Origin of the sequence: Streptomyces sp. NPDC007991 (assembly GCF_042958445.1) — a bacterium.
In the GTDB taxonomy this organism is placed as follows: domain Bacteria; phylum Actinomycetota; class Actinomycetes; order Streptomycetales; family Streptomycetaceae; genus Streptomyces.
Map to the genome: position 1 here is coordinate 138,522 of NZ_JBIBJD010000013.1, position 26,645 is coordinate 165,166.

Genomic DNA, 26,645 nt, shown 5'->3' on the forward strand with positions numbered 1-26,645 from the left:
TCGACGGCCCGCAATCCTTGGTTGGCTTCGTAAGGTCGCTACATGACCGTTTTGGATGAGGCGCCGGGTGAGCCGACCGACGCGCGTGGACGTGTGGCCGAACTGCACGAGATCCGTGCGCAGGCGGTGGCCGGCCCGAGCGAGAAGGCGACCGAGGCGCAGCACGCCAAGGGCAAGCTGACCGCGCGCGAGCGCATCGAACTTCTCCTCGACCCGGGGTCCTTCCGCGAGGTCGAGCAGCTGCGCCGGCACCGGGCGACCGGCTTCGGCCTGGAGGCCAAGAAGCCGTACACCGACGGTGTGATCACCGGCTGGGGCACGGTGGAGGGCCGGACGGTCTTCGTCTACGCCCACGACTTCCGCATCTTCGGCGGCGCGCTGGGCGAGGCCCACGCCACGAAGATCCACAAGATCATGGACATGGCCATCGCGGCCGGCGCACCCCTGGTCTCCCTGAACGACGGCGCGGGCGCCCGCATCCAGGAGGGCGTCTCGGCGCTCGCCGGCTACGGCGGCATCTTCCAGCGCAACACCAAGGCCTCGGGCGTCATCCCGCAGATCAGCGTCATGCTCGGCCCGTGCGCGGGCGGCGCGGCCTACAGCCCGGCCCTCACGGACTTCGTGTTCATGGTCCGCGACACCTCGCAGATGTTCATCACCGGCCCGGACGTCGTCAAGGCCGTCACCGGCGAGGAGATCACGCAGAACGGCCTGGGCGGCGCGGACGTGCACGCCGAGACGTCCGGTGTCTGCCACTTCGCCTACGACGACGAGGAGACGTGCATCGCCGAGGTGCGCTACCTCCTCTCCCTGCTCCCGCAGAACAACCGCGAGAACCCGCCCCGCACGGAGGCCTCCGACCCGGCCGACCGCCGCTCGGACGTCCTCCTCGACCTGGTCCCGGCGGACGGCAACCGGCCGTACGACATGGCCAAGGTCATCGAGGAGATCGTCGACGACGGCGACTACCTGGAGGTCCACGAGCGCTGGGCCCGCAACATCCTCTGCGCGCTGGGCCGGATGGACGGCCAGGTCGTCGGCATCATCGCCAACCAGCCGCAGGTGCTCGCCGGTGTCCTGGACATCGAGGCCTCCGAGAAGGCGGCCCGCTTCGTCCAGATGTGCGATGCCTTCAACATCCCGATCGTCACCCTTCTGGACGTCCCCGGCTTCCTCCCGGGCGTCGACCAGGAGCACGGTGGCATCATCCGCCACGGCGCGAAGCTCCTCTACGCCTACTGCAACGCGACCGTGCCGAGGATCTCGCTGATCCTGCGCAAGGCCTACGGAGGTGCGTACATCGTCATGGACAGCCAGTCCATCGGTGCCGACCTCACGTACGCCTGGCCGACCAACGAGATCGCCGTCATGGGCGCGGAGGGTGCGGCCAACGTCATCTTCCGCCGCCAGATCGCTGACGCCGAGGACCCCGATGCCATGCGGGCCCGCATGGTCAAGGAGTACAAGTCCGAGCTGATGCACCCCTACTACGCGGCCGAGCGCGGACTGGTCGACGACGTCATCGACCCCGCGGAAACCCGCGAGGTGCTGATCAAGTCCCTCGCGATGCTCCAGACCAAGCACGCCGACCTGCCCTCCCGCAAGCACGGCAACCCTCCGCAGTAACCTGGCGGACATCTCTCTCCTGGAGACTGAGACCCATGGACATCCCTGACATCCGCGTCGAGAAGGGCCACGCCGAGCCCGAGGAAGTCGCCGCCATCACGGCGATCCTCCTGGCCCGCGCCGCCGCCCGCCCCACGGACCCGGCCCCGACGCACCGCGGCCGCGTGAAGGCCGGCTGGCGCCGGCTGGAGCGAGAGCCCGGCTTCAGGGCGCCGCACAGCTGGCGCTGAGTTCCGCATCGCGCTCACGGCCCCGTTCTCCCCCCGGGAGGGCGGGGCCGCGAGTTTGCTCCATACCGGTCACGCTCCAGCTCTCGGCGGCTACGCTGATGGCCCGTTTGTGACCAGGGGGGAAGCCGTGGGGGCGAACACGAGCGCGGCTGACAACAGCCCGCGACCCGGGTCGGACTCGTGGGTCGCGGCCGTCCACGCGTCGCAGGGCGACCGACGTCCTCTTGGTTCCGGTTTCCTGATCGACGGCCGGCGGGTGCTGACCTGTGCGTCCGTGGTCTTCGACGGAAGGGTGCGCAGGCCCGAGCTGTGGGTGGCGTTCCCCAAGGCACACGGCATGGGCTATCAGCGCATCCCCGTGAAGGACGTCGCGGCTCCGCCGTTCGACGAACGTGACGTGCGGGATGTCGCCGTGCTGACCCTGGCGCAGCCCGTGCCGGAAGGGTACGCGGCGCGTCTGCGGCAGCCGGAGATCGACAGTCTGGTGCGCCGAAGATGGTGGACGTTCGGGTTTCCCGACGGAATGCTGGGCAATTCGTCCGACGGCGTGGTGGGGGAAGTCCTCGGTTACGGGTGGATCCGCCTGGACACGGGCTCCCGTTATCCGGTCAAGTCCGGTTACGCCGGCGCCGCGCTGTGGTCCGCCGACTACGAGGCGGTCGTCGGCATGGTGGGGCAGGCGCAGAGCGCGAACGGTGACGCGCGCGCCATCACCTTGAGCGCCGTCGTCGACTGCTTACCCGACCAGAAGCTCCACCTGCTGACCGGCTGGTCGGCGGAAGCCGCCGGGGAAGGCGCCCTGGCCGCCTGGGGCTGGAGCCTGGACAGGGACCCGGAGGCGGGTCTGCACTGGCGGCCCCGGGCACGCGGTGTCTACAAGGACAGCGACCGCGGTTTCCGCTTCCGCGGGCGCACGGCCGCGCTCACCAGGATTCGCGACTGGCTCGTGGGAGTGCACCCCCAGGCACAGGCGCTCGTCGTGACCGGGTCCCCCGGGGTGGGCAAGTCGGCCGTGCTGGGGCGGGTCGTCACCACCGCCGACCCCGCCATCGCCGCAGCCCTCCCACGGGGCGACGACGCGGTGCGGGCGGTGGAACGCTCCGTGGCCTGCGCCGTGCACGCCAAGGGCAAGACGGCTCTCGAAGTGGCCGGGGAAATCGCCCGCGCCGCTTCCGCCAGGCTTCCGATGGACGTCAGAGATCTGGCGACCGTGCTGGCCGACGCGCTGGAGCGCACCCGCCGCACCGGCTTCACCGTGATCATCGATGCCCTCGACGAGGCGGCCAGCACCCAGCAGACCCGCCAGATCATCCACCACATCGCCCGACCGCTGGCCGAGGACCTGCACCACCTCGGCGTACGCGTGGTGGTGGGCACCCGCCGGCAGGACGACGACGGCTCCCTCGTCGAGGCGTTCGCCAACCCGTCCGTGATCGACCTCGACACCCCGGAGTACTTCGCCCGGGCGGACCTGGCGGCCTATGCCCTGGCCACACTCCAGCTCCACGGCGAAGAACGCGCCGGAAACCCCTACAACGACGATCGCGTCGCAGAGCCCGTCGCCGAACGGATCGCGGAGCTGGCCGACGGCAACTTCCTCGTCGCCGGTCTCGTCGCCCGGGCCCGGGGCAAGTACGACCGGACGCCCGTGGCCATCGCGGAGCTCACGTTCACCCCGACCGTCGACTCGGCCCTCAACTCCTACCTCCTCCTGCTGCCACGCGTCGCGGGCGTCCCCGCCGCGGCGCTGATGACGGCACTCGCCTACGCCAAGGCATCCGGCGTTCCCATCGACTTGTGGCGGGCCACCATCGGCGCCCTCGGATACGCGGCCCCCGGTGCGGAAGACCTGGAGGCCTTCGCCAGATCCTCGGCAGCCAACTTCCTCGTCGAAACGAGCGTCGGTGAACTCGCCACACCCGTCTACCGGCTGTTCCACCAAGCCCTCAACGACGCTCTGCTGCGCCACCGTGAAGCCCCCGCCGACGAAAAGGCCATCACGGCCGCCTTCCTGGGCCTGGGCCGGGAGAGCGGATGGTCACAAGCCCCCGCCTACCTCCTGCGCTCCCTGCCCGCTCACGCGCAGCGCGGCCACGCCGTGGACGAACTCCTCGACGACGACGCCTACCCCCTGTACGCGGATCTGCGCCGGCTCATCCCCGCCGCCGCGGCCGCCACCACGCCCACCGCACGCCGGCGCGCCCGGCTGCTCCGCAAGACCCCTCGCGCGATCGACGCCCCGCCTGCCGAACGCGCCGCCCTCTACACCATCAGCGAAGTCCTGCACGACCTCGGCTCGGCCTACCGCGACCTCGCACACGACAGCCCGTACCGCGCCCGATGGGCGGCCACCCAGCGAGGAGACGACGAAGCGCTGCTGGAAGGGCATACCGGACCGGTCAGCGCACTGTGCCCGGTGAGCAGCCCGGGTGGGCGTACCTTCCTCGCCTCGGGGTCACACGACCACACCGTGCGCGTGTGGGATCCCACGACAGGTACCCAACGCCATGTCTTCGAGGGGCATGCCGGGCCGGTCAACGCGTTGTGTGCCCTCGGGTGTGCGGACGGGCGTGTGGTGCTGGCCTCGGCGTCGGACGACGGGTCGGTGAGGCTGTGGGACCCCATGGCGGGCACCCGGCACCATGTCTTCGAGGGGCATGCCGGGCCGGTCAACGCGTTGTGCGCCCTCGGATGTGCGGACGGGCGTGTGGTGCTGGCCTCGGCGTCGGACGACGGGTCGGTCAGGCTGTGGGACCCCACGACGGGCACCCGGCACCACGTGCTGGAGGGCCACGCCGGACCGGTGAGAGCGCTGTGCGCGGTGGGGATGCCCGACGGCAGCCCGCTCCTCGCCTCGGCGTCCGACGACGGCACGGTGAGGCTGTGGAACCCCGTCGCGGGCACCCACGAACGGCGGCTGAGACGGGGCTTCACGCACGGCGGCGTGCGGACGCTGTACACGGCTCGTCTCGCGAGCGGTCCGACCGTTGTGATCTCCGCGTCCGCCGACGGCACGCTCAGAATGTGGGACCCCGGGACGGGACGCTGCGAAAGGCTCTTCCGAGGCCATCGCGGGCCGGTCGGCGCGATGTGCTCGGTCGAAACCTCCAACGGCCAACTCCTGATCGCCTCCGCCTCCGACGACCGCACCGTACGACTGTGGGACCCGGACCCGCCGCCCCCACCACGTCTCATGACCCGCATCTTCGGCTTCGGGCGGAACGAGCGACAGAACGCGATCGTGTCCGGGGGAGAGACGGCGCCCACATCCGCGTCCCGTCGTGGCGGCGCGCGGCGACTGAAGCTTCCCGTCAGTTTCGCGAAGCAGGTCCTCGAAGGCCATGCGGACGCCGTCAGCGAGCTGTGCGTCGTGGAGTCCTCCGACAGCGCCTCTCTGCTGGGCTCCGCGTCCCACGACGGCACGGTGCGCGTCTGGGACCCCTACACCGGCGCCCAGCATCATCTGCTGAAAGATCACACCGGCCCGGTCAGTGCCCTGTGCTCCGTGGCGACCGCGGACGGCCGGGTCCTGTTGGCGTCCGCTTCGCACGACCGGACCGTACGACTGTGGAACCCCACGTCGAGCGCCCGGGACCAGCTCTTCGAACGCCTCATCGGTCCGGTCAGCGCGCTGTGCGCGTTCACGTCGGCCGAGGGGGAGACGCTCCTCGGTTCCGCGTCCCACGACGGCACGCTGCGCCTGTGGGACCCCGCCACGGGCAGCCACATGCGACTGCTGAAAGGCCACAGCGATTCGGTCAGCGCCCTCTGCCTGATCGAGTCGCCCGGGGGTGAGGTGCTCCTCGGCTCGGCGTCCCTGGATGGCACGGTGCGCCTGTGGGACCCGGCCACCGGTACCCGCGGCCGCCGTCTGAAGGGGCACACCGGGCCGGTGGTCGCCTTGTGTGTGGTGAGGTCTGCCGACGGTCGTGTGCTGCTGGCTTCGGCGTCGGAGGACGGGTCGGTGTGCTTGTGGGATCCGGTGTCCGGTGCGCGGTGTCATGTGCTGGAGGGGCACGCGGGGCCGGTGGTCGCGTTGTGTGCGGTGGATTTCGGCGACGGCCGTGTGCTGCTGGCTTCGGCGTCGGAGGACGGGTCGGTGCGTCTGTGGGATCCGGTGTCCGGTGCGCGGTGTCATGTGCTGGAGGGGCACGCGGGGCCGGTGGTCGCGCTGTGTGCGGTGGACTTCGGCGACGGCCGTGTGCTGCTGGCCTCCGGGTCGCAGGACGGGACGGTGCGTCTGTGGGATCCGGTGTCCGGCACCCCGGGAAGGCGCCTGGAGGGCCACACCGGGCCGGTGGTCGCGCTGTGCGCGGTGGACTTCGGCGACGGCCGCGTGCTGCTGGCCTCCGCGTCGCAGGACGGGACGGTGCGTCTGTGGGATCCGGCGTCCGGTGCGCGGCGTCATGTGCTGGAGGGGCACACCGGCCCCCTCACCGCCCTGTGCACGGCCCCGGCCGGCGATGGCCGGAGGCTGCTCGCCTCGGCGTCCCATGACCGCACGGTGCGGCTGTGGGACGGCGAGGGGGCACTCGTGGTGCAGATCCCGGTGGGGAGCGAGCCCAGGAAACTGGTCGACGCGGGGTGCCTGGTGATCGCCCTCGACCGCGGTGTCCTGGCGGTGGAGGTGGGCTGGAGCTGAGCCCTCAACAGGCACGTGACCGGGCCCATGACAAAGGCCCCCGCCCCTCACCGAAGAGGGGCGGGGGCCACGCCGGGAACCTCCGGCGGTACCTACCGAAGCCGTGCCATCAGAGCGTGCTCGACCAGCGTGATCAGCGCACTCTTCGCGTCCGCCCGGTGCCGGGCGTCGGTCGTGATGATGGGGGTGTCGGGGCCGATCTGGAGGGCTTCCCGCACCTCGTCCGGGGTGTACGGCTGCTGTCCGTCGAAGCCGTTGAGGGCGATGACGAACGGCAGTCCGCTGTTCTCGAAGTAGTCGACGGCGGGGAAGCAGTCGGCGAGCCGCCTCGTGTCGACCAGCACGATCGCGCCGATGGCGCCGCGCACCAGGTCGTCCCACATGAACCAGAAGCGGTCCTGGCCCGGTGTACCGAAGAGGTACAGGATCAGGTCCTGGTCCAGGGTGATACGGCCGAAGTCCATGGCGACGGTCGTGGTGGTCTTGTCCCCGGTGTGGGTGAGGTCGTCGATGCCGGCCGAAGCTGACGTCATGACGGCCTCGGTACGCAGCGGGTTGATCTCCGAGACGGCCCCGACGAACGTGGTCTTGCCCACGCCGAAGCCACCCGCCACCACGATCTTCGCCGAGGTGGTGGAGCGGGAAGGACCGCCGCTAGAGCTTGCGAAGTCCACTGAGCACCCTTTCGAGCAGTGTCACGTCTGGCTGGCCGCCGGCGTTCTCGTCGCCGCCGGGCTGATGGATGGCGACCAGTCCCGCCTCCGCCAAGTCGGCGACGAGGATCCTGGCCACGCCGAGAGGGATCGTGAGGAGCGCCGAGATCTCGGCGACCGACTTGATTTCCCGGCAGAGGTTGCAGATCCGCTGATGCTCGGGCAACTGGCCCTGCATCTGGTGCGGCTGCGCAGTGGTGTGCACCAGCGCCTCGATGGCGAGCTGGTAACGCGGGCGGGTCCGGCCACCGGTCATGGCGTACGGACGCACCAGCGGGTTGTTCGACGCCCCCGCGGGCGCCGGCTCTGGGGTGCGGCGCTGCGGCTGCACGGGCTGGATGCGCGGGGCCGGCGGCTGGTCGTACGGCGACGGGCCGGGGCCCTGTGGCGTGTACGGCTGCCGGTGGCTCGGTGCGGAGGGGAAGTTGTAACGGTTCGGGTTCTGTCCACCGTCGCCCTGGCCCTGGGCAGGGCCGTACGACCAGTTGCCCGAAGACGAACCGCCTGGGGGTGTTGCCACTTTCTCCTCCTCCGACTGTGCCGGGCACCCATCGCTGTGGAGCCGCGTCCCGAAACCTTACGGCCCCGGGACGCCAAAACGCACCGTCCGTCTGTTAGTTGAGCAGGCTCCCCTGGAGCTCCGCACGAAGGTCCGGTGTCAGGACCGTACCGGCTCGGTCGACGAGCAGCGCCATCTCGTATCCGATGAGACCGATGTCCGCCTCCGGATGTGCGAGAACCGCGAGCGACGAGCCGTCGGAGATGGACATGATGAAGAGGAATCCCCGCTCCATCTCCACAACCGTCTGATTGACGCTTCCGCCCTCGAAGATGCGGGAGGCGCCTGCCGTCAGAGACGTCAGACCGGAGGCGACGGCCGCGAGCTGGTCGGCGCGGTCGCGGGGGAAGCCTTCGGACATCGCCAGAAGGAGTCCGTCGGCGGAGACCACCACCGTGTGGGACACCCCCGGGGTGTTGTCCACGAAGTTGGTGATCAACCAGTTCAGGTTCTGTGCCGCCTGGCTCATCGGGCTCACACTAACGCTCCTGGTTGTAGGTGCTGTCAGGACCGAAGCCCTGGCCGTTCGTTTCACTGCCTGCGTTGCGTCCGCGCTGGACGCCGCGACGCAGGTTGCTCAGCCTGCCCCGGACGTCCTCCGGGGCGCGGGAGACCTGTGGGCCCCCCTGGGGAGTGCTCTCGGCGGAACCCTCGATCAGGTTGGCCTTGGGCACCCGCCTCGGCAGGCCGGAGGAGGTGACCCCGCCCGCCTTCGGCTTCCGGAGCTGCGAGGCCTGCTGCCACCGCTCGTCGTTCGCCGAGCGCCAGTCGCTGTCGCCGTTGCTCTCCGGAGTGGAGGCCGGGGGCTCCTGGCTCGCGTGCCGGGCACCGCCCGCGCCGTTCGCACCGTTCGCGGCGGACCCGCGGCGGGGAAGCCCGGCGTCGGTCAGCGAGGGTGCGGCGGATTGGGCCGGTCCCGAACGGTCGAAGCCTACGCGGTCCTGCTCACTCGCGTCAGCGGCCTGCGCGGATTCCGTTTCCTGGGCCTGAGAAGGGTACTGGTTCGGGTAGCCGTTCTGGTAACCGTCCTGCTGGGGCCAGTCGTCCTGGTAACGCCGCTGCTCGAAGGCGGGGAAGCCGCCGGGGCCGCCCGCGCCCTGCGCCTGGTGCTCCTCCTGGGCCGGCTCCGCATAGGAGGACGGGTCCGGGTAGCCGCCGTTGGGCGAGAAGGTGTCGTTCTGCGGCAGACCGCTGTTCGGCGCGTAGTACTGCTCGTCGTACGCGGCCCGCTGCGGCTCCTCGTATGCCGTCCGCCGCTGCTCCTCGTATGACGCCTGCTGCTGCTCCTCGTACGGTGCCTGACGGTCGTACGCGGCGGGCTGCTCCGGGTAGCCGGTCTGGCCCGTGTCGTAGCCCTGGCCGCCGTCGTAGCCCTGCCGCCCGGGGAACCCCTCGGCGTATCCGGATGCCTCGGCCTGCTCCTGGGCGTTCTGGCCGGTCCGGCCGGGCAGGGCGGGCTGTTCGTGCGACTGGGCCTCCAGGGCCGCCCGGCGCTCCTCGCGCATCAGGGAGCGGCCGACGGGGTCCAGCTCGCGTATGTCGTCGGGGACGTCGGCGTACCGGCTGTCGTCGAAGCCGAGCTCGGCCGCCGTGCGCATGGCCGGCTGGTTGAAGTTCTCGCCGCCGCCGAAGTTCTGCTCCGGGATGATCTGCGAGACGGTGAACTCGTCGCGGTCCACGTGCTGCTCGCCGCCGCCACCGTGGGTGATCGCGTCGGGCAGCATGACCAGCGAGGTGGTGCCGGCCTGCTCGCCCGAGGGGCGCAGCTGGACGCGGATGCCGTGCCGGTCGGACAGCCGGCCGACCACGAACAGGCCCATGCGCTGCGAGATCGCGGCGTCCACGGTCGGTGGGTTGGCCAGCTTGTGGTTGATGTCCGCGAAGTCCTCGGCGGTCAGGCCGATGCCCTTGTCGTGGATCTCGATCATCACGCGGCCGTCGGGGAGCCGGGTCGCGGTGACGCGGACCTTGGTCTGCGGGGAGGAGAACGTGGTCGCGTTCTCCAGCAGCTCGGCCAGCAGGTGCACGAGGTCGGTCACGGCCCGGCCGTGGATCTCGGCCTCGGGGACGCCGGACAGCTCGATGCGCTCGTACTGCTCCACCTCGGAGGAGGCGGCGCGCAGCACGTCGACCAGCGGGACCGGCTGGTCCCAGCGGCGGCCGGGCTCCTCGCCGGCGAGGACCAGGAGGTTCTCGCCGTTGCGGCGCATACGGGTCGCGAGGTGGTCCAGCTTGAAGAGGTTCTCCAGCTGGTCCGGGTCGGCCTCGTTGTTCTCCAGGTCGGTGATCAGGGTCAGCTGGCCCTCGATCAGCGACTGGTTGCGGCGCGAGAGGTTGGTGAAGATCGCGTTGATGTTGCCCCGCAGCAGGGCCTGCTCGGCGGCGAGCCGGACCGCCTCGCGGTGGACCTGGTCGAAGGCGCGGGCGACCTCGCCGATCTCGTCCGTGGTGGTGATCGGGATGGCCTGCACGCGGGTGTCGACGCGTCCGGGGTCGGTGCGCGAGAGCTGGTCGACGAGCATCGGCAGGCGCTGCTCGGCGATACCGAAGGCGGCGTTGCGCAGCTGGCGCATCGAGCGGCTCATCTGGCGGGCCACCGCTCCGGCCAGGATGAAGGCCAGGAGCAGGGCGACGACGACGGCGGCACCGGTGATGTAGGCGTCGCGCTGGGCGCCGTCGGCGATGTCGGAGGCTTCGCTCACGGCCTTGTCGGCCAGGTCCGTCTCGATCTTCTCGTACGCGTTGAACCGGAGCGTGTTGACCGCCCACCAGTTCTCGGCGGTGATGCCCTGCTCGGCGAGGGCGGCGCGGGCGCTCGGGTCGGTGGTCTGGAGCGTCGCGACGGCCGAGACCATGGTCGTCGGGTTGGACGGCGGGGCGACGTAGTCCGGGTTCTTGGCCTTGGCCTCCCGGGCCATCGCGGCACCGTCGGTCTTCATCTTCGCCTCGGCGGCCCTGAGCTTGGCCGCGTCCTCCTCGGTGCCACCGCCGACGTACTCCTGCACGGCGATGCGCTCGAGGTACGCGTACGAGGACAGGGCGATGCGCTGGCTGGCGAGGTTGCCCTCGTCAGGGCCCGGCTTGGTCAGGATGTGCATGCCGATGGAGCGCTGCAGCGACAGGGCCGCCTTGGTGAGCTCGATGGCGTAGACGGTCCGGCCGTAGCTGGTGATGTTGCCGGTGCCCAGGCCCAGCTCGTTGGCGAACTCCGTCAGCGGGTGGGCGACCTCGACGTAGCCCTCCTCGGTCTGCACGCCCTTCAGCTTGGAGGTGTACGCGACCTGGCGCAGCGTCTGGAGCTTCGGCTCCGCCTGGCGGAACAGCTTCAGACGGCGTTCCAGGCCGGGCTTGGCCGGCATGTTCTGGGCCGCGGCGTCGAAGGCGTCGGCCGCCTCGTCGGTGGTCTTGCGGACCTGGGCGACGGTGGCCTTGTCCTGGGCGGTCTGGGAGCTGCCCTTCAGCAGGGGCGCGGCGGAGGTGTCACGCTCGTTGTAGAGGGCATTGGCATACAGGAGGGAGGCTCGCACCAGGCGCGCGGTGTTCTCCGCGTCCTCGGCCTCCTGCCAGGTGTCGATCGAGCTCTTCACCTGGATGCCGCCCATGACGAGGCCGACCAGCACGGGTATGAGCAGGATCGCGTTGAGCCTGGTCGCCACACGCCAGTTGCGCGGGGAGAAACGGCCGGCGCTCTGGGCGGGCGCGGCCGTCGGCTCCGAACCGGGCACGGGGGCGGGCGCCGCTGTGCGCGGCGGCGGGGTGAAGTTGCCCCGGGCCGACGGCTCGGGACTGTTCTTGCTTCGCCTCACTCGACCAACAACCTCTCGGCGGTCGGCACCAACGTTGTGCCGCAGTTTCTCAGAGCCCGGTACGCCATCGACTGACGTGTACGCCATTGACTATTGGGCAGTTCAGGCATTCCAGCACGACGACCTGCGCTCTTCCAAACAGTCCGAGGTGAGGATTCCGAGGGATGTAAGCCCCAGATAAAACGGTCATAAAGAGCGAGCCCCGCCAAAAGGCGGGGCGGTTGTGCGCGCAGCGAGACCGGATGTGCGCGACGCGTGGCCGTACCATCTGATTCCTCTGCCGAAACGTTATGAACACCTTGGCCGACCGTGTCAAAGGACACAGTCGGCTCCGGTGTATCTACGACAACTGCCGTATGGCGCTTCTGAATTGGGTGCTACCTCAACCGTGCCATCAGAGCGTGCTCGACCAGCGTGATCAGCGCACTCTTCGCGTCCGCCCGGTGCCGGGCGTCGGTCGTGATGATGGGGGTGTCGGGGCCGATCTGGAGGGCTTCCCGCACCTCGTCCGGGGTGTACGGCTGCTGGCCGTCGAAGCCGTTGAGGGCGATGACGAACGGCAGTCCGCTGTTCTCGAAGTAGTCGACGGCCGGGAAGCAGTCGGCCAGGCGCCGGGTGTCCACGAGCACCACCGCGCCGATGGCGCCGCGCACCAGGTCGTCCCACATGAACCAGAAGCGGTCCTGGCCCGGTGTACCGAAGAGGTACAGGATCAGGTCCTGGTCCAGGGTGATACGGCCGAAGTCCATGGCGACGGTCGTGGTGGTCTTGTCCCCGGTGTGGGTGAGGTCGTCGATGCCGGCCGAAGCTGACGTCATGACGGCCTCGGTACGCAGCGGGTTGATCTCCGAGACGGCCCCGACGAACGTGGTCTTGCCCACGCCGAAGCCACCCGCCACCACGATCTTCGCGGAAGTGGTGGAACGACCCGCGTCAGAGCTTGCGAAGTCCACTGAGCACCCTTTCGAGCAGTGTCACGTCCGGCGCGCCGGTGGCCTCGTCGCCGCCCGGCTGGTGGATCGCGACGAGACCGGCCTCCGCGAGGTCCGCGACCAGGATCCGGGCCACACCGAGCGGCATGTTGAGCAGCGCCGAGACCTCGGCGACCGACTTCACCTCACGGCACAGGTGGCAGATGCGCTGGTGCTCCGGGAGCAGCCCCATGAGCGCCGCGGGATCGGCGGTCGTGCTGATCAGTGCCTCGATGGCGAGCTGGTAACGCGGCCGGGTCCGGCCGCCGGTCATGGCGTACGGCCGGACCAGCGGCTGGTCGCCCTCGTCCTCGTACGGCTCCGCGTACGGATCATGAGAGGCGGGGGGCGGGGTCATGGGTCCTCCGGGCGGGACAGCAAGTCGGTGTCAGTCGAGCCGTCTGACGAGGCCTGTGTGGGGTGTGTGGCCGCAGGACGGTGATGTGGTGAGACGGGTGGTGCCGGTGCCGATCAATGGAGCAGACTGCCTTGGAGCTCAGCTCGCAGGTCGGGGGTGAGGACCGCGCCCGCGCGGTCGACCAGGAGCGCCATCTCGTAGCCGACCAGGCCGATGTCGCATTCGGGGTGAGCGAGAACGGCGAGCGACGAGCCGTCCGAGACGGACATGAGGAAGACGAATCCCCGCTCCATCTCCACGACCGTCTGAGCCACGTCGCCGCCCTCGAAGATCCGGGAGGCGCCTGCCGTCAGGGACGTCAGACCGGAGGCGACGGCCGCGAGCTGATCCGCGCGGTCGCGCGGGAAGCCCTCCGACATCGCCAGGAGGAGGCCGTCGGCGGACACGACGACGGTGTGGGACACCCCTGGGGTGTTGTCCACGAAGTTGGTGATCAACCAGTTGAGATTCTGTGCCGCCTGGCTCATCGGACTCAACTAACGCTCCTGCTGGTGAGAGGGCCGAGGGAAGCTGCCGGTCTGGGTGGACCCGGCCTGACGACCCTGTGCAATACCGCGGCGGAGATTGGTCAGCCGACCGCGTACGTCATCGGGGGCACGCGAGATCTGCGGACCGCTCTGCTGGGGCTGCTGCTGAGCCGTGCCCGGGACGAGGTTCGCCCGGGGCACCCGGCGCGGCAGGCCGGAGGTGGTGACCCCGCCGGCGGCGGGCTGGCGGACGCGCTCGGCCTGGCGGACGAGGTCGTCGTTCGGCGAGCTGCGCCAGCCTGCGGAGGCCGCCCGCTGAGGACCGCCGGTTTCCTGCGGCTGCGGGGCCGGAGCCGAGCCGTTGCTCTGCGACGGCTGCTGCTCCCGCTGCTCCTGCTGGCCGTGGAACCAGTTGGTCTCGAGCGTGTCGTACAGCGGCGTACGACCGTCACCGGGGCCGGTCGCCGGCGGCAGGGCCTCGGGCTCCTGACGCGCGGGCCGGGCCTGCGGGGCGGGCGGACGCGGGGCGCCGAAGTCGGCCGCGCCCTGGGCGCCGTTGACCTGCGGCCGCTCGAACCGGCCCGTGCCCGCCGGGTCGGCCGGGGTGGCCGGACCGGGGAGGGTGGGCCGGCCGGAGCCGGTGTCCTGGCGCGGCGCGGGGTACTGGCCGGTGGAGCCGTTGTCGTACTGGCCGGTGGAGCCGCTGTCGTAGGACTGCGGCGCCGGGTACTGCCCGGTCGAGCCGCTGTCCTGGCGCGGCGCGGGGTACTGGCCCGTCGAGCCGTTGTCGTAGGACTGCGGCGCCGGGTACTGGCCCGCCGGGGACGACGGGTCGCGGCGGCCGCCCGGGGCGCCGAAGACGTCCGGGCGGACGAACTGGCCCGGACCCTGCGCGTCGTCCGCGCCGGGAAGGCCGAACCGGTCCGAGTGCTGGGGGCCGCGCGCGCCGAAGTCGGCCGGCGAGCCGGGGCCCTGCCGGTCGTCGTCGCGCGGGACGGCGGGGATCTCCGCCGTCGAGCCCGGGCCCTGCCGGTCGTCGATCCGCGGCATCGACGAGGTCCGGGAGACATCCGGCTCCTCGTGCCCGCGCGGGGTGTCCAGGGAGGCACGCGGCACCGGCGGCTGGGCGTTGTCGTCGCTCCAGCTCGGCACGCGGGGCTGCGCGTCACCGCCGCCGGGCAGCTCGGCCCGCGGACCGCCGCGCGGCGGCAGCTGCGGCCGACGGCCCTGGCCCTGCTCGGAGTTGCCCGGGCGCTGCGAGCCCCGGCCACCGTCGTAGCCATCCCGGCCCTGCGGCCCGTTCGTCCCCGCGGCCTGCAGACCCTGCGGAGCACCGGGCGCCTGCCCGAACCCGGCACCGGCGGGAGCCGGACGGCCCTGCGGCGGCGCGGGGGGACCACTCTGCTCGAACAGCGACGGGGACTTGTCGGGACCCTGCGGCCCGCGCCCGCCACCCGGACGGCCACCGTCCGCGTCCCGCCCGGGCAGCGCGGCCCGCGGACCCTGGCCGGCACCGAGCCGGCCACCGCCGGACGACGCACCGCCGCCGAAGCCACCACCGGGCCCGCCGGCCGCGAGGGCACCGCCGCCCGCCTGGCCGGCACCGGCGGCCCGCCGAGCCGCGGCCGCACCGGCGGCGGCCTGCGCGGCGGCCGGACCGCCACCGCCGACGGCCGGCTGGCCGGGCTGCTTGGGCTGGGGCTTCTTGCCGCCCTGGGCGACATCGACGGGCAGCATGACCAGCGCGGTCGTACCGCCGGAGTCGGACGGGCGCAGCTGGATGCGGATGCCGTGCCGCTGCGAGAGCCGGCCGACCACGAACAGACCCATGCGGCGGGAGACGGAGACGTCCACCGTCGGGGGAGAGGCGAGCCGCTCGTTGATCGCGGCGAGGTCCTCTGGCGACAGACCGATACCGGTGTCGTGGATCTCGATCAGCACCCGGCCGTCGGGCAGGGCGTGACCGGTGACCTTGACCTTGGTCTGCGGCGAGGAGAACGAGGTCGCGTTCTCCAGCAGCTCGGCGAGCAGGTGCACGAGGTCGTTGACGACCCGGCCGGCCACCTCGGTGGTCGGCACGGAGGCCAGCTCGATGCGCTCGTACTGCTCCACCTCGGACGCGGCGGCACGCAGCACGTCGACCAGCGGGACCGGGCGGGTCCACCGGCGGCCGGGCTCCTCACCCGCGAGAACCAGCAGGTTCTCACCGTTACGGCGCATACGCGTGGCGAGGTGGTCCAGCTTGAACAGCGAGGACAGCTGGTCCGGGTCGGCCTCGCGGGACTCCAGTTCGGAGATCAGCGACAGCTGGCGCTGGATCAGACCCTGGGAGCGGCGCGAGAGGTTGGTGAACATCGCGTTGACGTTGCCCCGCAGCAGGGCCTGCTCGGCGGCGAGGCGGACCGCCTCGCGGTGCACGTCGTCGAAGGCCGCGGCCACCCGGCCGATCTCGTCCCGGGAGTGCACACCGACCGACTCCACGGACGTGTCGACGTCCTGCGGGTCCGACTCGGACAGCTGCTTGACCAGCTCGGGCAGCCGGTCGGAGGCGACCTTGGTCGCGGTCTCCTCCAGGCGGCGCAGCGAGCGGATCATGGAGCGGGCCACGACGAAGGCGCCGACCAGCGACACACCGAGCACGATGAGGATCAGCGCACCGGAGATGATCGCGTCGCGCTCGGTGGCGCTGCGCAGCTCGCGGGCCTTCTGTTCCATCTCCTCGAGCAGGGTGTGCTCGATGTTCTTCATCTGCTGGATCTTGGTGGAGCTGTCGTCCAGCCAGTCGCGGTAGGACCGCTTGTCCTGCTGGGCGAGTCCGCTCGCGGAGACCAGGGCCCGGCCCGCGTAGGTGTCGGTGGCCTTGATCGTGGAGTTGCCGCCGTCCTCGATGGGCTTGAGCAGCTCGGCGGCGGCGTCCTCGCCGTAGATGCTCTTGAAGCTGCGGATCTCGGACTTCTGGCTCTCCAGGGCCGACTCGGCGTAGAGCCGGTCGTTCGGCGAGAGCTTGCCGGTCGTGGTGTTGCTCGCGGGCAGCGCCGCCGCCAGGGCCGCGCGCTGGATCGAGGAGTACTCCTTGGCGGAGGAGAACGCCGCGAGCGCACGCGTGCGCTGGATCATGTCCGGGTTGCTGGTCGCCTCGGCCATGTCCTGGGAGAGGGAGACCAGGTTCTCGATCAGGCGGTGGTACGCCTCGATCGTCTGCGTGGAGTTGCCCTCGGAGGCGTAGGCGCTCTTGCGGATCTGCGCCAGGTCGCCCAGCTCGCCGGCGAGCTGGATGAGGTACTCGCGGACGCCCTTGAGGTTGCCGTCCTTGCTGGCGCTGTCGATCTCCTCGGAACTGTCGAGGAAGTTCTTCATCGCCCGGTCGGTCTTCTCGCGCAGACCCCGGACCGTGAAGTCGCTCGCCTTGCCGCCGTGCGCCAGCGGGCCGGCCGACTGGTCGCGCTCCTCCTGGAGGGCGGCGGACAGCTCGGTGGCCTGCTTGGTCATGTCCGTCAGCAGCTTCATGTTGTCGAGCTGCTGGATGTCGTCCATGGACTGGTTGATACGCAGCGCGCCGAGCGAGGTGGCCGCGACCACCGGCAGGGCGAGCAGCGACACCAGACGGGTCGAGATGCGCCAGTTACGCAGGGCTATTCGCGGGCCGGGGCCTGCCGGGCCCGTCGGCGGCTTCAGGGCCGGAGCTGGGCCCGCGGGGCCCGTGGAGGCCGACGCGCCGGGGCGTCCGGGGCGCTCCCCGCCGTCACCCGCCGGGCCCTGGTTCCGGGCGTGCTGGGCCGAGGGACCTCGGTCGGTCCCGCCGTGCGGCTCCGGCTCCGCCGAAGCGCTGCCATCCCTCTTGAAACGTCCCTGCACTAGCGTCGCAACCTCTGGACCAGGCGCCCCATCGAGTGAACGGCGGGGCACGGTGTCGGCGTTCTGGGGACGCCCTGAGTACGCCCCCGTGGTGGTCTTGAGTGACCGGCGCTGGCTCCCCCTTCTGGCCGCCACTCGGCGCGTCTGTGCGCCCCCTGTGCGCCGGCTCGATCCTGCGGCGGTCCGTGGCATTCCAGCACAGCACAGGATCTCCAACAAGGCTCGTAGGCCAGGCCGTGACATAGGTGACACCACGTGAGTGCCGAATCACCCGATGTGGAAGGTGAGTTCGTCCATTCCGGACGTATGCCCGCGAGTCGCCGAGGCGTGACGGGTGTCCCAGTCGCCATGATCAGCAGCGGAATGAGTGCTTCAGTGGCTCAATGTCCGTTTCGACGCGATGGAAGGTGAGTCCGGATTGACCGATTCGCCCCCTGAGTCGTGAGGAAACTCACACGCCGATCATGGCCACCCCGCGATTGCGCCGGGAATCCCGTGTTTAGCCTGACGCTTTACAGAGATGGCAAAACCGACAACCCGCGCCCGGGCGAGGGTCCTGCGTGCCCTCCCGGCGCCCGTCACAGAACAGGGTCAAGTAAACAGTGAAGACGACGACGATGTTCCACAAGATCGCCAACCCGCGACGCACGACGCTGGCGCACCTGGACGACGCCGACGAACTGCAGACGCCGGAACAGCCGGAGCACCCCGTCGAACTCCCCACTCAGACCGCCAACCCCAAGCGCACCATCCTCACCCAGGTCCCCGTCGCGGCCGCCGCTGCCGCCGAGTGACACCGGGTAATACGCGCACCGGCCGCCGGATGCTCAAGGCGGCGGGACAAGAACATCGAGGGGCGCCCCCGACGACGGCGGCGCCCCTTGGTATTGCGCGCGGCGCGGACCCCTCCCCGCGTTAGCCTGGAGCGTCAGACTCCAGCCGCTTCAGTCAAGGGGCCAAGCATCCCGTGCGCATCGCCAGATTCTCCATCGACGGGAACGTCGCCTTCGGCGCCATCGAGGGCGACAAGCAGGACGAGCTCGTCCTGGACATCATCAAGGGCATCCCGTTCGCGGACTTCGAGCTCTCCGGCACGAAGGTGCCGGTCGGCAAGGTCAGGCTGCTGCCGCCGGTGCTCCCCAACAAGGTCGTGGCCTTCGGCCGCAACTACGCCGAGCACGCGAAGGAACTGGGCAACGAGGTCCCGCAGGCCCCCTTCGCCTTCTTCAAGCCGTCCACTGCGGTGATCGGCCCCGGCGACGAGATCCAGTACCCCTCCTTCTCGGCCGAGGTGCACCACGAGGCCGAGCTGGCCGTGGTCATCGGCCGGATGTGCCGCGAGGTCCCGCGCGAGCGCGTCAAGGACGTGATCTTCGGTTACACCTGCGCCAACGACATCACGGCCCGCGACGTCCAGAAGCGCGAGAAGCAGTGGGCCCGGGCCAAGGGCTTCGACACCTCCTGCCCGCTCGGCCCCTGGGTGGAGACGGACCTGGACGCGAGCGACCTCACCATCCAGCTCACGGTCAACGGCCAGCAGCGCCAGCTGGGCCGCACCAGCGAGATGATCCACTCCATCGAGGACCTGATCGTCAACATCTCCGAGGCCATGACGCTGCTCCCCGGCGACGTGATCCTCACCGGCACCCCGGCTGGGGTGGGCCCCCTCAACGTCGGCGACGAGGTCGCCGTCACCATCGAAGGCATCGGCACTCTCACCAACAAGGTTGTCAAGCGTGGCTAGCGCACCCGGCACTCCCGTACGCGTCCGTTTCTGTCCCTCGCCCACCGGTAACCCCCACGTGGGCCTGGTGCGCACCGCCCTGTTCAACTGGGCGTTCGCCAAGCACCACCAGGGCACCCTGGTCTTCCGCATCGAGGACACCGACGCGGCCCGCGACTCCGAGGAGTCGTACACCCAGCTGCTCGACGCGATGCGCTGGCTGGGCTTCGACTGGGACGAGGGCCCCGAGGTCGGCGGCCCGCACGCGCCGTACCGCCAGTCGCAGCGCATGGACCTGTACAAGGACGTCGCGGCCAAGCTCCTGGACGCCGGCCACGCCTACCGCTGCTACTGCTCCCAGGAGGAGCTGGACACCCGCCGCGAGGCCGCCCGCGCCGCCGGCAAGCCGTCCGGCTACGACGGCCACTGCCGCAACCTCACCGCCGAGCAGGTCGCCGGGTACGAGGCCCAGGGCCGGGAGCCGATCGTCCGCTTCCGGATGCCCGACGAGACGATCACCTTCACGGACCTGGTCCGCGGCGAGCTGACCTTCACCCCGGAGAACGTCCCCGACTACGGCATCGTCCGCGCCAACGGCGCCCCGCTCTACACGCTGGTCAACCCGGTCGACGACGCCCTGATGGAGATCACCCACGTCCTGCGCGGCGAGGACCTGCTCTCCTCCACCCCGCGCCAGATCGCCCTGTACAAGGCGCTGACCGAGCTGGGCATCGCCAAGGGGATCCCCGCCTTCGGCCACCTGCCGTACGTGATGGGCGAGGGCAACAAGAAGCTCTCCAAGCGCGACCCGCAGTCGTCCCTCAACCTCTACCGGGAGCGCGGCTTCCTCCCCGAGGGCCTGCTCAACTACCTCTCGCTGCTCGGCTGGTCCCTCTCGGCCGACCAGGACGTCTTCACGATCGACGAGATGATCGCGGCGTTCGACATCTCCGACGTGAACCCCAACCCGGCCCGCTTCGACCTGAAGAAGTGCGAGGCCATCAACGGCGACCACATCCGCATGCTGGACGTGAAGGACTTCACCGAGCGCTGCCGCCCGTGGCTCCAGGCGCCGTTCGCCCCGTGGGCCCCGGAGGCCTTCGACGAGGCCAAGTGGCAGGCCATCGCCCCGCACGCCCAGACCCGCCTGAAGGTGCTCTCCGAGATCACCGACAACGTCGACTTCCTGTTCCTGACGGAGCCGGTCGCGGACGAGGCCAGCTGGACGAAGGCCATGAAGGAGGGCTCGGACGCCCTGTTGCGCACCGCCCGCGAGAAGCTGGAGGCGGCCGACTGGACCTCCGCCGAGTCGCTCAAGGAGGCCGTCCTGGCCGCCGGAGAGGCCCACGGCCTCAAGCTCGGCAAGGCCCAGGCCCCGGTCCGCGTCGCCGTCACCGGCCGCACGGTCGGCCTGCCGCTGTTCGAGTCGCTGGAGGTCCTGGGCAAGGAGAAGACCCTGGCCCGCATCGACGCGGCGCTGGCGAAGCTGGCCGCGTAACACGAAACACCCGCATGGCGAGGGCGGCGTCCGGTCCGGGCGCCGCTCTCCGCTTTCCGCGCTCACGCCACCGGGGACGGGGCACGGGGCTGCGAACACCGGGCGGTGGGTACGGTCGGACCATGAGCATCCACGCCGTGGTCTGGGACGTCGACGACACCCTCTTCGACTACACCACCGCCGACCGCCTCGGCATGCGGGCCCACCTGGCGGCCGAGGGCCTGCTCGACGACTACGACACCGTCGAGCAGGCCATCACCCGCTGGCGGGAGATCACCGACCTGCAATGGGCGCGCTACGCGGCCGGAGAGGCCACCTTCGAGGACCAGCGGCGCGACCGCGTACGGGTGTTCCTCGGCCAGGACCTCACCGATACCGAGGCCGACGCGTGGTTCAAGCGGTACCGCGCCCACTACGAGGCGGTCTGGGCCCTCTTCCCGGACGTCCTGCCCGTCCTCGACGCCCTCGCCGCCAGCCACCGGCACGCCGTGCTGTCCAACTCCAGCATCCACGTCCAGGACCGCAAACTGCGCGTCCTCGGCGTCCACGACCGCTTCGAGAGCATCCTGTGCGCGGCCGAGCTCGGCGTCTCCAAACCCGAGGCCGGAGCCTTCCTGGCGGCCTGCGAGGCCCTCGCCCTTCCGCCGCACCAGGTCGCCTACGTCGGGGACCACCCGGAGATCGACGGACGGGGCGCCGCCGACGCCGGGCTGCTGTCGGTGTGGATCGACCGCGGGGGCGTGTACGCCACGATCGACCCGCCGGTCGGGCCGCACCGCATCGCCTCCCTCGCCGAACTGCCGTCCCTGCTCGGCGCGGATACTCGTTTTGGAGCCCCGTCCACCTTCGGGTAATGTTCTTCCTGCGCCGCGGGGAGCGGGCCGGAAGGCAGGAACCCCAGGCGCACTACTAGAACAAAATCCCCCCAGGGGGCTTGCGTTCCAGTGGCCTATGGTGTAATTGGCAGCACGACTGATTCTGGTTCAGTTAGTCTTGGTTCGAGTCCAGGTAGGCCAGCTCGCAGAGCTCATCTGCGCCAGCGGATTCCGATCCGCAAGCCCCCGTTGTGTAGCGGCCTAGCACGCTGCCCTCTCAAGGCAGTAGCGCCGGTTCGAATCCGGTCGGGGGTACGGTTCCGAAAGATCGACGATCAGCTCGGGACTGCTAGGGCCCCCGTTGTGTAGCGGCCTAGCACGCCGCCCTCTCAAGGCGGTAGCGCCGGTTCGAATCCGGTCGGGGGTACTGACTGGTCTAAACCACATTGGTCTATGGTGTAATTGGCAGCACGACTGATTCTGGTTCAGTTAGTCTTGGTTCGAGTCCAGGTAGACCAGCTCGGACCTGCGGAAACGCAGAGTCCACGCCCCCGTTGTGTAGCGGCCTAGCACGCCGCCCTCTCAAGGCGGTAGCGCCGGTTCGAATCCGGTCGGGGGTACGCACAGGGAAGGCCCTCCACTTCGGTGGGGGGCCTTTCTCGTACGCACCGCAGGGGCGCGGCGAACTGCGCGATCAACCACCGACGGCCGGCACCCGACACGAAACCCCAGGCCGCCACCGCGCCTGGTCGGGGAAAGCCTGCCGCGGCGTTGAGGCCGACCTTCCCCGAAATGCTCAGCCAGTGCGCCGAAGAGCCTCGGAAAGGCGCCCGGCCGCATCGATCACAGCCTGCGCGTGCATCCGGCCAGGGTGACGTGTCAACCGCTCGATGGGGCCGGACACCGACACGGCGGCCACCACGCGGTTGGAAGGGCCGCGCACCGGCGCGGACACGGACGCCACCCCCGGCTCGCGCTCACCGATCGACTGGGCCCAGCCCCGCCGCCGTACGCCCGACAGGGCCGTCGCCGTGAAGCGCGCGCCCTGGAGGCCGCGGTGCAGCCGCTCCGGCTCCTCCCAGGCCAGCAGGATCTGTGCCGACGAGCCGGCCTTCATCGTGAGCGTCGAACCGACGGGGACGGTGTCCCGCAGTCCGGACAGCCGCTCCGCCGCCGCGACACAGATACGCATGTCGCCCTGGCGGCGGTAGAGCTGCGCGCTCTCGCCCGTGACATCACGGAGGTGGGTGAGCACCGGGCCCGCGGTGGCGAGGAGACGGTCCTCACCCGCGGCCGCGGCCAGTTCTGCCAGGCGAGGACCGAGAATGAAACGGCCCTGCATGTCGCGCGCCACCATGCGGTGGTGTTCCAGCGCCACGGCCAGGCGGTGGGCCGTGGGTCGTGCCAGTCCGGTGGCGCCGACCAGGCCCGCGAGGGTGGCCGGACCGGACTCCAGAGCGCTCAGGACGAGGGCCGCCTTGTCCAGAACGCCGACGCCGCTACTGTTGTCCATGAAACGATACTCGCGTCTCACTCTGTGAAACGCAAGTTCAAATTCTCGTGGAACGCGCCACTCTGGAAGACACGAAGTCACAGCGGCCCGTGACGTACGGGCCTGGCGGCGGTTGCCCGGAAACGCAGGGGCGCGGGCCCGCCTCTTCAAGATCTCTAGTTGGGCCGGCGGATCGTCGTCGGCCGGAGGGAACAGCGATGGGTAGGACACTCGCGGAGAAAGTCTGGGACGACCATGTCGTCCGGCGCGCGGAGGGCGAGCCCGACCTTCTCTTCATCGATCTGCACCTGCTGCACGAGGTGACCAGCCCGCAGGCCTTCGACGGCCTGCGCAAGACCGGCCGCAAGGTCCGGCGCCTCGACCTCACCATCGCGACCGAGGACCACAACACCCCCACGCTCGACATCGACAAGCCGATCGCGGACCCGGTCTCCCGGATCCAGCTGGAGACGCTGCGCAAGAACGCCGCCGACTTCGGTGTGCGGCTGCACCCGCTGGGCGACGTCGAGCAGGGCGTCGTGCACGTCGTCGGCCCGCAGCTGGGCCTGACCCAGCCGGGCACCACCGTCGTCTGCGGCGACTCCCACACCTCCACGCACGGCGCCTTCGGCGCGCTGGCGTTCGGCATCGGCACCTCCCAGGTGGAGCACGTGCTGGCCACCCAGACGCTGCCGATGTCCCGCCCGAAGACCATGGCGATCACGGTCAACGGCGAACTCCCCGACGGCGTCACCGCCAAGGACCTGATCCTGGCGATCATCGCCAAGATCGGCACCGGCGGCGGCCAGGGCTACGTCCTGGAGTACCGCGGCGAGGCCATCGAGAAGCTCTCGATGGAAGCGCGCATGACCATCTGCAACATGTCGATCGAGGCCGGCGCCCGCGCGGGCATGATCGCCCCGGACGAGACCACCTTCGCGTACCTCAAGGGCCGCCCGCACGCGCCCGAGGGCGCGGACTGGGACGCGGCCGTCGAGTACTGGAAGACGCTCAGGACGGACGAGGACGCCGAGTTCGACGCCGAGGTCGTCATCGACGCCGCCGAACTGGCGCCGTTCGTCACCTGGGGCACCAACCCCGGCCAGGGCGCACCGCTTTCGGCGTCCGTCCCCGACCCTGCTTCGTACGAAGACGCATCGGAGCGCTACGCCGCCGAAAAGGCCCTGGAATACATGGGGTTGGAGGCCGGTCAGCCGCTGCGCTCCATCAAGGTGGACACCGTCTTCGTAGGCTCCTGCACCAACGGCCGCATCGAGGACCTGCGCGCCGCGGCCGAGCTGCTCAAGGGCCGCAAAGTCGCTGACGGCGTACGGATGCTGGTCGTCCCGGGCTCCGCTCGGGTCGGTCTCCAGGCCGTCTCCGAGGGTCTGGACGTCGTCTTCAAGGAGGCCGGCGCCGAGTGGCGGCACGCGGGCTGTTCGATGTGCCTGGGCATGAACCCCGACCAGCTGGCCCCGGGCGAGCGCTCCGCGTCCACCTCCAACCGCAACTTCGAGGGCCGGCAGGGCAAGGGCGGCCGGACGCACCTGGTGTCGCCGCAGGTCGCGGCCGCCACCGCCGTCCTCGGTCACCTGGCCTCCCCGGCCGACCTGTCCGCCGCCGACACCCCTGCGCCCGCTGGAGTCTGAGAATCATGGAAGCCTTCACCACCCACACCGGCCGGGCCGTCCCGCTGCGCCGCAGCAACGTCGACACCGACCAGATCATCCCCGCCCACTGGCTCAAGAAGGTCACGCGGGACGGGTTCGAGGACGGGCTGTTCGAGGCCTGGCGCAAGGACGCGTCGTTCGTGCTCAACCAGCCCGAGCGGCAGGGCGCGACCGTCCTGGTCGCCGGACCCGACTTCGGCACCGGCTCCTCCCGTGAGCACGCCGTCTGGGCGCTGCAGAACTTCGGCTTCAAGGCCGTGATCTCCTCCCGCTTCGCCGACATCTTCCGCGGCAACTCGCTCAAGAACGGCCTGCTCACGGTCGTCCTGGAGCAGAAGACCGTGGACGCGCTGTGGGAGCTCACGGAGAAGGACCCGCAGGCCGAGATCACCGTCGACCTGGTCGCCCGCGAGGTGCGCGCCGCGGGCATCACCGCCTCCTTCGAGCTGGACGAGAATGCCCGCTGGCGGCTGCTGAACGGCCTCGACGACATCTCGATCACCCTCCAGAACGAGGCGGACATCGCCGCGTACGAGGCGAAGCGCCCGTCGTTCAAGCCGCGGACGCTCCCGGTCTGACCCGGAGCACGGCCGGCCGCCCTGGAGCAAGGCGACTTTCGGCCACCGCAACACCCCCTCTGTACCCCCGATCAGCCCGATCGGGGGTACAGCTGTTTCTGCACCCGAACGGCCCTGTCCCTCCCGAGCCGGCCACTCAACTTCCCACGTTATGCCGGTGGTTGTTGGGGTACGCGAGCTGTACAGCCGTGACCTCCGTGTGCGCCCGGAAGGCCGTTTGAGGCGGTAGTTGTCCCCTGCGCAGGCGACAACTCGCCCCAGATGGCACAATCTGTGCATGGAACACGACGGCCAACTCGAGCTCTATACGGCAGTCGCGGGCCAACTCAAGGAAGCGCACGCAAGAGTGCGCGCACTGCAAGTCCCGGAGGGCGTACGGATGGCGCTGACCCGGAAGCTGCTGGTCATTACGGCCGCGGCCAAGCACGATCTCGCCGACGCGGCAAGGCGGCTGGATCGGTTCACAACGGACCTCGACGAGGGACGTCTCCCCGACGAGGAACGCTGAACCGGACGGCACCGCCGAGTTCGTTGCGGCACAAGGGTGATAAGCCCGTTTCGTGTTTGATTTGCGGTATATATCTGCCTAACGTGCGAAAAAGCTTGAACACTTTCGTTCTGGCGATGTCTCCGAAGGGGAAGACGTGAACAAGGCGCAGCTCGTAGAAGCGATTGCCGACAAGATGGGCGGCCGACAGCAGGCCGCCGATGCTGTCGACCATGTACTGGACGCCATCGTCCGCGCGGTCGTCGCTGGTGAGAGGGTTTCCGTCACCGGCTTCGGTTCCTTCGAAAAGGTCGACCGTCCGGCCCGCTACGCCCGTAACCCGCAGACGGGCGAGCGGGTTCGGGTCAAGAAGACCTCCGTTCCGCGCTTCCGCGCGGGCCAGGGCTTCAAGGACCTGGTCAGCGGCTCGAAGAAGCTGCCGCGCGGTGGCGAGGTCTCCGTCAAGAAGGCCCCGAAGGGCAGCCTGACCGGCGGCGCCGGCGCGACGGTCAAGAAGGCCGCCGCGAAGAAGGCGACCGCCAAGACGGCGGCCGCGAAGAAGACCACGGCGAAGAAGGCCCCTGCGAAGAAGGCCACCACCAAGACGGCGGCCGCGAAGAAGACCACGGCGAAGAAGGCCCCGGCCAAGAAGACCACGACGGCCAAGACCACCGCCGCGAAGAAGACCACCGCCAAGAAGGCACCGGCGAAGAAGGCGACCGCCAAGAAGGCGCCCGCCAAGAAGTCGACGGCGCGCAAGACCACCGCGAAGAAGACCACCGCCCGCAAGAAGTAGGGGCGCTGGGGCACTCACGCGCCGGGCCGGACTCCGTACGGAGTCCGGCCCGCGGTGTGTTCATGGAGTGGGCGCAGGTGTTCAGGGGGTTCAGAGGGTCTGGAGGGTCACCAGGGTGATCCGCAGGTCCTCCTGCGCGCCCTCCACCTCGATCCGCACCCGCTGCCCCGGGCGCAGCAGCCTCAGGCCCCCGGCGTCGAACGCCGCCGCGTCGAAGGGCACCGGGGTGCCGTCGTCCAGCAGCACCTGCCCGCTGCGGCTTTCGGGGTCGTACGTGTACGCGGTCGCCTGCATGGCCG

General features: G+C 70.3%; 21 protein-coding genes and 5 tRNA genes. 16 read left to right on the forward strand and 10 right to left on the reverse strand.

Annotation, left to right across the window (positions count from 1 at the left end):
- The first annotated feature begins 42 nt into the window (after window positions 1–42).
- From ACFZDA_RS33220 to ACFZDA_RS33230, 3 genes are all read left to right on the forward strand, one after another.
- On the forward strand, window positions 43–1,626 hold the full coding sequence (locus ACFZDA_RS33220; RefSeq protein WP_391088854.1) for a carboxyl transferase domain-containing protein: 1,584 nt from the start codon (window positions 43–45) through the stop codon (window positions 1,624–1,626).
- A gap of 35 nt (window positions 1,627–1,661) precedes the next feature.
- A complete protein-coding gene (locus ACFZDA_RS33225) occupies window positions 1,662–1,856 on the forward strand; it encodes an acyl-CoA carboxylase epsilon subunit (RefSeq protein WP_391088857.1) in 195 nt (64 codons plus the stop codon).
- Between the two features lie 127 nt (window positions 1,857–1,983).
- A complete protein-coding gene (locus ACFZDA_RS33230; protein WP_391088859.1) occupies window positions 1,984–6,498 on the forward strand; it encodes an AAA family ATPase in 4,515 nt (1,504 codons plus the stop codon).
- 92 nt (window positions 6,499–6,590) lie between these two features.
- Here the strand turns inward: ACFZDA_RS33230 and ACFZDA_RS33235 are convergent, their stop codons facing one another.
- The 8 genes from ACFZDA_RS33235 to ACFZDA_RS33270 all read right to left on the reverse strand — a co-directional run bounded on the left by ACFZDA_RS33235 (window position 6,591) and on the right by ACFZDA_RS33270 (window position 17,287).
- A complete protein-coding gene (locus tag ACFZDA_RS33235; RefSeq protein WP_014675207.1) occupies window positions 6,591–7,172 on the reverse strand; it encodes an ATP/GTP-binding protein in 582 nt (193 codons plus the stop codon).
- The gene (locus ACFZDA_RS33240) at window positions 7,153–7,731 is read right to left on the reverse strand and encodes a DUF742 domain-containing protein (protein WP_391088861.1); all 579 of its coding nucleotides are present in this window, start codon (window positions 7,729–7,731) and stop codon (window positions 7,153–7,155) included. The genes ACFZDA_RS33235 and ACFZDA_RS33240 overlap by 20 nt, the downstream gene beginning before the upstream one ends.
- 94 nt (window positions 7,732–7,825) lie before the next feature.
- Window positions 7,826–8,239 (reverse strand): roadblock/LC7 domain-containing protein, encoded by a 414-nt coding sequence (locus tag ACFZDA_RS33245; RefSeq protein WP_004983065.1) that lies wholly within the window; start codon window positions 8,237–8,239, stop codon window positions 7,826–7,828.
- Window positions 8,240–8,249: 10 nt separating this feature from the next.
- The gene (locus ACFZDA_RS33250; protein WP_391088863.1) at window positions 8,250–11,576 is read right to left on the reverse strand and encodes a nitrate- and nitrite sensing domain-containing protein; all 3,327 of its coding nucleotides are present in this window, start codon (window positions 11,574–11,576) and stop codon (window positions 8,250–8,252) included.
- A gap of 377 nt (window positions 11,577–11,953) precedes the next feature.
- Window positions 11,954–12,529 carry an ATP/GTP-binding protein gene (locus ACFZDA_RS33255; protein ID WP_020271455.1) on the reverse strand — a complete coding sequence of 192 codons (576 nt, stop codon included), beginning with the start codon at window positions 12,527–12,529 and terminating at the stop codon, window positions 11,954–11,956.
- Window positions 12,510–12,905: a DUF742 domain-containing protein gene (locus ACFZDA_RS33260; protein ID WP_010044602.1), complete on the reverse strand. Its 396-nt coding sequence runs from the start codon at window positions 12,903–12,905 to the stop codon at window positions 12,510–12,512. The genes ACFZDA_RS33255 and ACFZDA_RS33260 overlap by 20 nt, the downstream gene beginning before the upstream one ends.
- Window positions 12,906–13,018: 113 nt before the next feature.
- Window positions 13,019–13,432, reverse strand: a complete 414-nt coding sequence (locus tag ACFZDA_RS33265; RefSeq protein WP_020271453.1) for a roadblock/LC7 domain-containing protein — start codon at window positions 13,430–13,432, stop codon at window positions 13,019–13,021.
- Window positions 13,433–13,441: 9 nt separating this feature from the next.
- A complete protein-coding gene (locus tag ACFZDA_RS33270) occupies window positions 13,442–17,287 on the reverse strand; it encodes a nitrate- and nitrite sensing domain-containing protein (RefSeq protein WP_391088866.1) in 3,846 nt (1,281 codons plus the stop codon).
- 602 nt (window positions 17,288–17,889) lie between these two features.
- On the opposite strand from ACFZDA_RS33270, the gene ACFZDA_RS33275 reads away from it, so the two are divergent.
- The 9 genes from ACFZDA_RS33275 to ACFZDA_RS33315 all read left to right on the forward strand — a co-directional run bounded on the left by ACFZDA_RS33275 (window position 17,890) and on the right by ACFZDA_RS33315 (window position 21,943).
- Window positions 17,890–18,081 (forward strand): hypothetical protein, encoded by a 192-nt coding sequence (locus ACFZDA_RS33275; RefSeq protein ID WP_391089101.1) that lies wholly within the window; start codon window positions 17,890–17,892, stop codon window positions 18,079–18,081.
- 173 nt (window positions 18,082–18,254) lie between these two features.
- The gene (locus ACFZDA_RS33280; RefSeq protein WP_391088868.1) at window positions 18,255–19,031 is read left to right on the forward strand and encodes a fumarylacetoacetate hydrolase family protein; all 777 of its coding nucleotides are present in this window, start codon (window positions 18,255–18,257) and stop codon (window positions 19,029–19,031) included.
- Window positions 19,024–20,508: a glutamate--tRNA ligase gene (gene gltX / locus ACFZDA_RS33285; RefSeq protein ID WP_391088870.1), complete on the forward strand. Its 1,485-nt coding sequence runs from the start codon at window positions 19,024–19,026 to the stop codon at window positions 20,506–20,508. Before ACFZDA_RS33280 ends, gltX begins: the two co-directional genes overlap by 8 nt.
- Before the next feature lie 122 nt (window positions 20,509–20,630).
- The gene (locus ACFZDA_RS33290) at window positions 20,631–21,362 is read left to right on the forward strand and encodes an HAD-IA family hydrolase (RefSeq protein ID WP_391088872.1); all 732 of its coding nucleotides are present in this window, start codon (window positions 20,631–20,633) and stop codon (window positions 21,360–21,362) included.
- 91 nt (window positions 21,363–21,453) lie between these two features.
- Window positions 21,454–21,525 (forward strand) — tRNA-Gln (locus ACFZDA_RS33295).
- Window positions 21,526–21,565: 40 nt separating this feature from the next.
- Window positions 21,566–21,638, forward strand: a tRNA-Glu gene (locus ACFZDA_RS33300).
- A gap of 39 nt (window positions 21,639–21,677) precedes the next feature.
- Window positions 21,678–21,750, forward strand: a tRNA-Glu gene (locus tag ACFZDA_RS33305).
- 20 nt (window positions 21,751–21,770) lie between these two features.
- Window positions 21,771–21,842 (forward strand) — tRNA-Gln (locus ACFZDA_RS33310).
- A gap of 28 nt (window positions 21,843–21,870) precedes the next feature.
- Window positions 21,871–21,943 (forward strand) — tRNA-Glu (locus ACFZDA_RS33315).
- 176 nt (window positions 21,944–22,119) lie between these two features.
- Here ACFZDA_RS33315 and ndgR read toward each other — a convergent pair.
- Window positions 22,120–22,836 carry an IclR family transcriptional regulator NdgR gene (ndgR, locus tag ACFZDA_RS33320; protein WP_010044585.1) on the reverse strand — a complete coding sequence of 239 codons (717 nt, stop codon included), beginning with the start codon at window positions 22,834–22,836 and terminating at the stop codon, window positions 22,120–22,122.
- Between the two features lie 197 nt (window positions 22,837–23,033).
- On the opposite strand from ndgR, the gene leuC reads away from it, so the two are divergent.
- The 4 genes from leuC (at window position 23,034) to ACFZDA_RS33340 (ending at window position 26,346) form a co-directional block, all read left to right on the forward strand.
- Entirely contained in the window at window positions 23,034–24,464 is a 1,431-nt protein-coding gene (gene leuC / locus ACFZDA_RS33325) for a 3-isopropylmalate dehydratase large subunit (RefSeq protein ID WP_391088875.1), read from the forward strand.
- 5 nt (window positions 24,465–24,469) lie between these two features.
- The gene (gene leuD / locus ACFZDA_RS33330) at window positions 24,470–25,063 is read left to right on the forward strand and encodes a 3-isopropylmalate dehydratase small subunit (protein ID WP_391088877.1); all 594 of its coding nucleotides are present in this window, start codon (window positions 24,470–24,472) and stop codon (window positions 25,061–25,063) included.
- A 277-nt stretch (window positions 25,064–25,340) separates the two neighbouring features.
- Complete coding sequence (locus ACFZDA_RS33335) at window positions 25,341–25,571, forward strand: hypothetical protein (RefSeq protein ID WP_356918316.1); 231 nt, start codon at window positions 25,341–25,343, stop codon at window positions 25,569–25,571.
- 136 nt (window positions 25,572–25,707) lie between these two features.
- Entirely contained in the window at window positions 25,708–26,346 is a 639-nt protein-coding gene (locus ACFZDA_RS33340; protein ID WP_059421949.1) for an HU family DNA-binding protein, read from the forward strand.
- Between the two features lie 90 nt (window positions 26,347–26,436).
- Here ACFZDA_RS33340 and ACFZDA_RS33345 read toward each other — a convergent pair whose 3' ends face one another.
- On the reverse strand, window positions 26,437–26,640 hold the full coding sequence (locus tag ACFZDA_RS33345; protein WP_307177677.1) for a hypothetical protein: 204 nt from the start codon (window positions 26,638–26,640) through the stop codon (window positions 26,437–26,439).
- Window positions 26,641–26,645: the final 5 nt, after the last annotated feature.

Bases quoted from the DNA above. Each gene is read 5' to 3' on its own strand.
- ACFZDA_RS33220 (WP_391088854.1), top strand. From the start codon at position 43: ATGACCGTTTTGGATGAGGCGCCGGGTGAGCCGACCGACGCGCGTGGA.
- ACFZDA_RS33225 (WP_391088857.1), top strand. From the start codon at position 1,662: ATGGACATCCCTGACATCCGCGTCGAGAAGGGCCACGCCGAGCCCGAG.
- ACFZDA_RS33245 (WP_004983065.1), bottom strand. From the start codon at position 8,239: ATGAGCCAGGCGGCACAGAACCTGAACTGGTTGATCACCAACTTCGTG.
- ACFZDA_RS33260 (WP_010044602.1), bottom strand. From the start codon at position 12,905: ATGACCCCGCCCCCCGCCTCTCATGATCCGTACGCGGAGCCGTACGAG.
- ACFZDA_RS33265 (WP_020271453.1), bottom strand. From the start codon at position 13,432: ATGAGCCAGGCGGCACAGAATCTCAACTGGTTGATCACCAACTTCGTG.
- ACFZDA_RS33290 (WP_391088872.1), top strand. From the start codon at position 20,631: ATGAGCATCCACGCCGTGGTCTGGGACGTCGACGACACCCTCTTCGAC.
- ndgR (WP_010044585.1), bottom strand. From the start codon at position 22,836: ATGGACAACAGTAGCGGCGTCGGCGTTCTGGACAAGGCGGCCCTCGTC.
- leuC (WP_391088875.1), top strand. From the start codon at position 23,034: ATGGGTAGGACACTCGCGGAGAAAGTCTGGGACGACCATGTCGTCCGG.
- leuD (WP_391088877.1), top strand. From the start codon at position 24,470: ATGGAAGCCTTCACCACCCACACCGGCCGGGCCGTCCCGCTGCGCCGC.
- ACFZDA_RS33335 (WP_356918316.1), top strand. From the start codon at position 25,341: ATGGAACACGACGGCCAACTCGAGCTCTATACGGCAGTCGCGGGCCAA.
- ACFZDA_RS33345 (WP_307177677.1), bottom strand. From the start codon at position 26,640: ATGCAGGCGACCGCGTACACGTACGACCCCGAAAGCCGCAGCGGGCAG.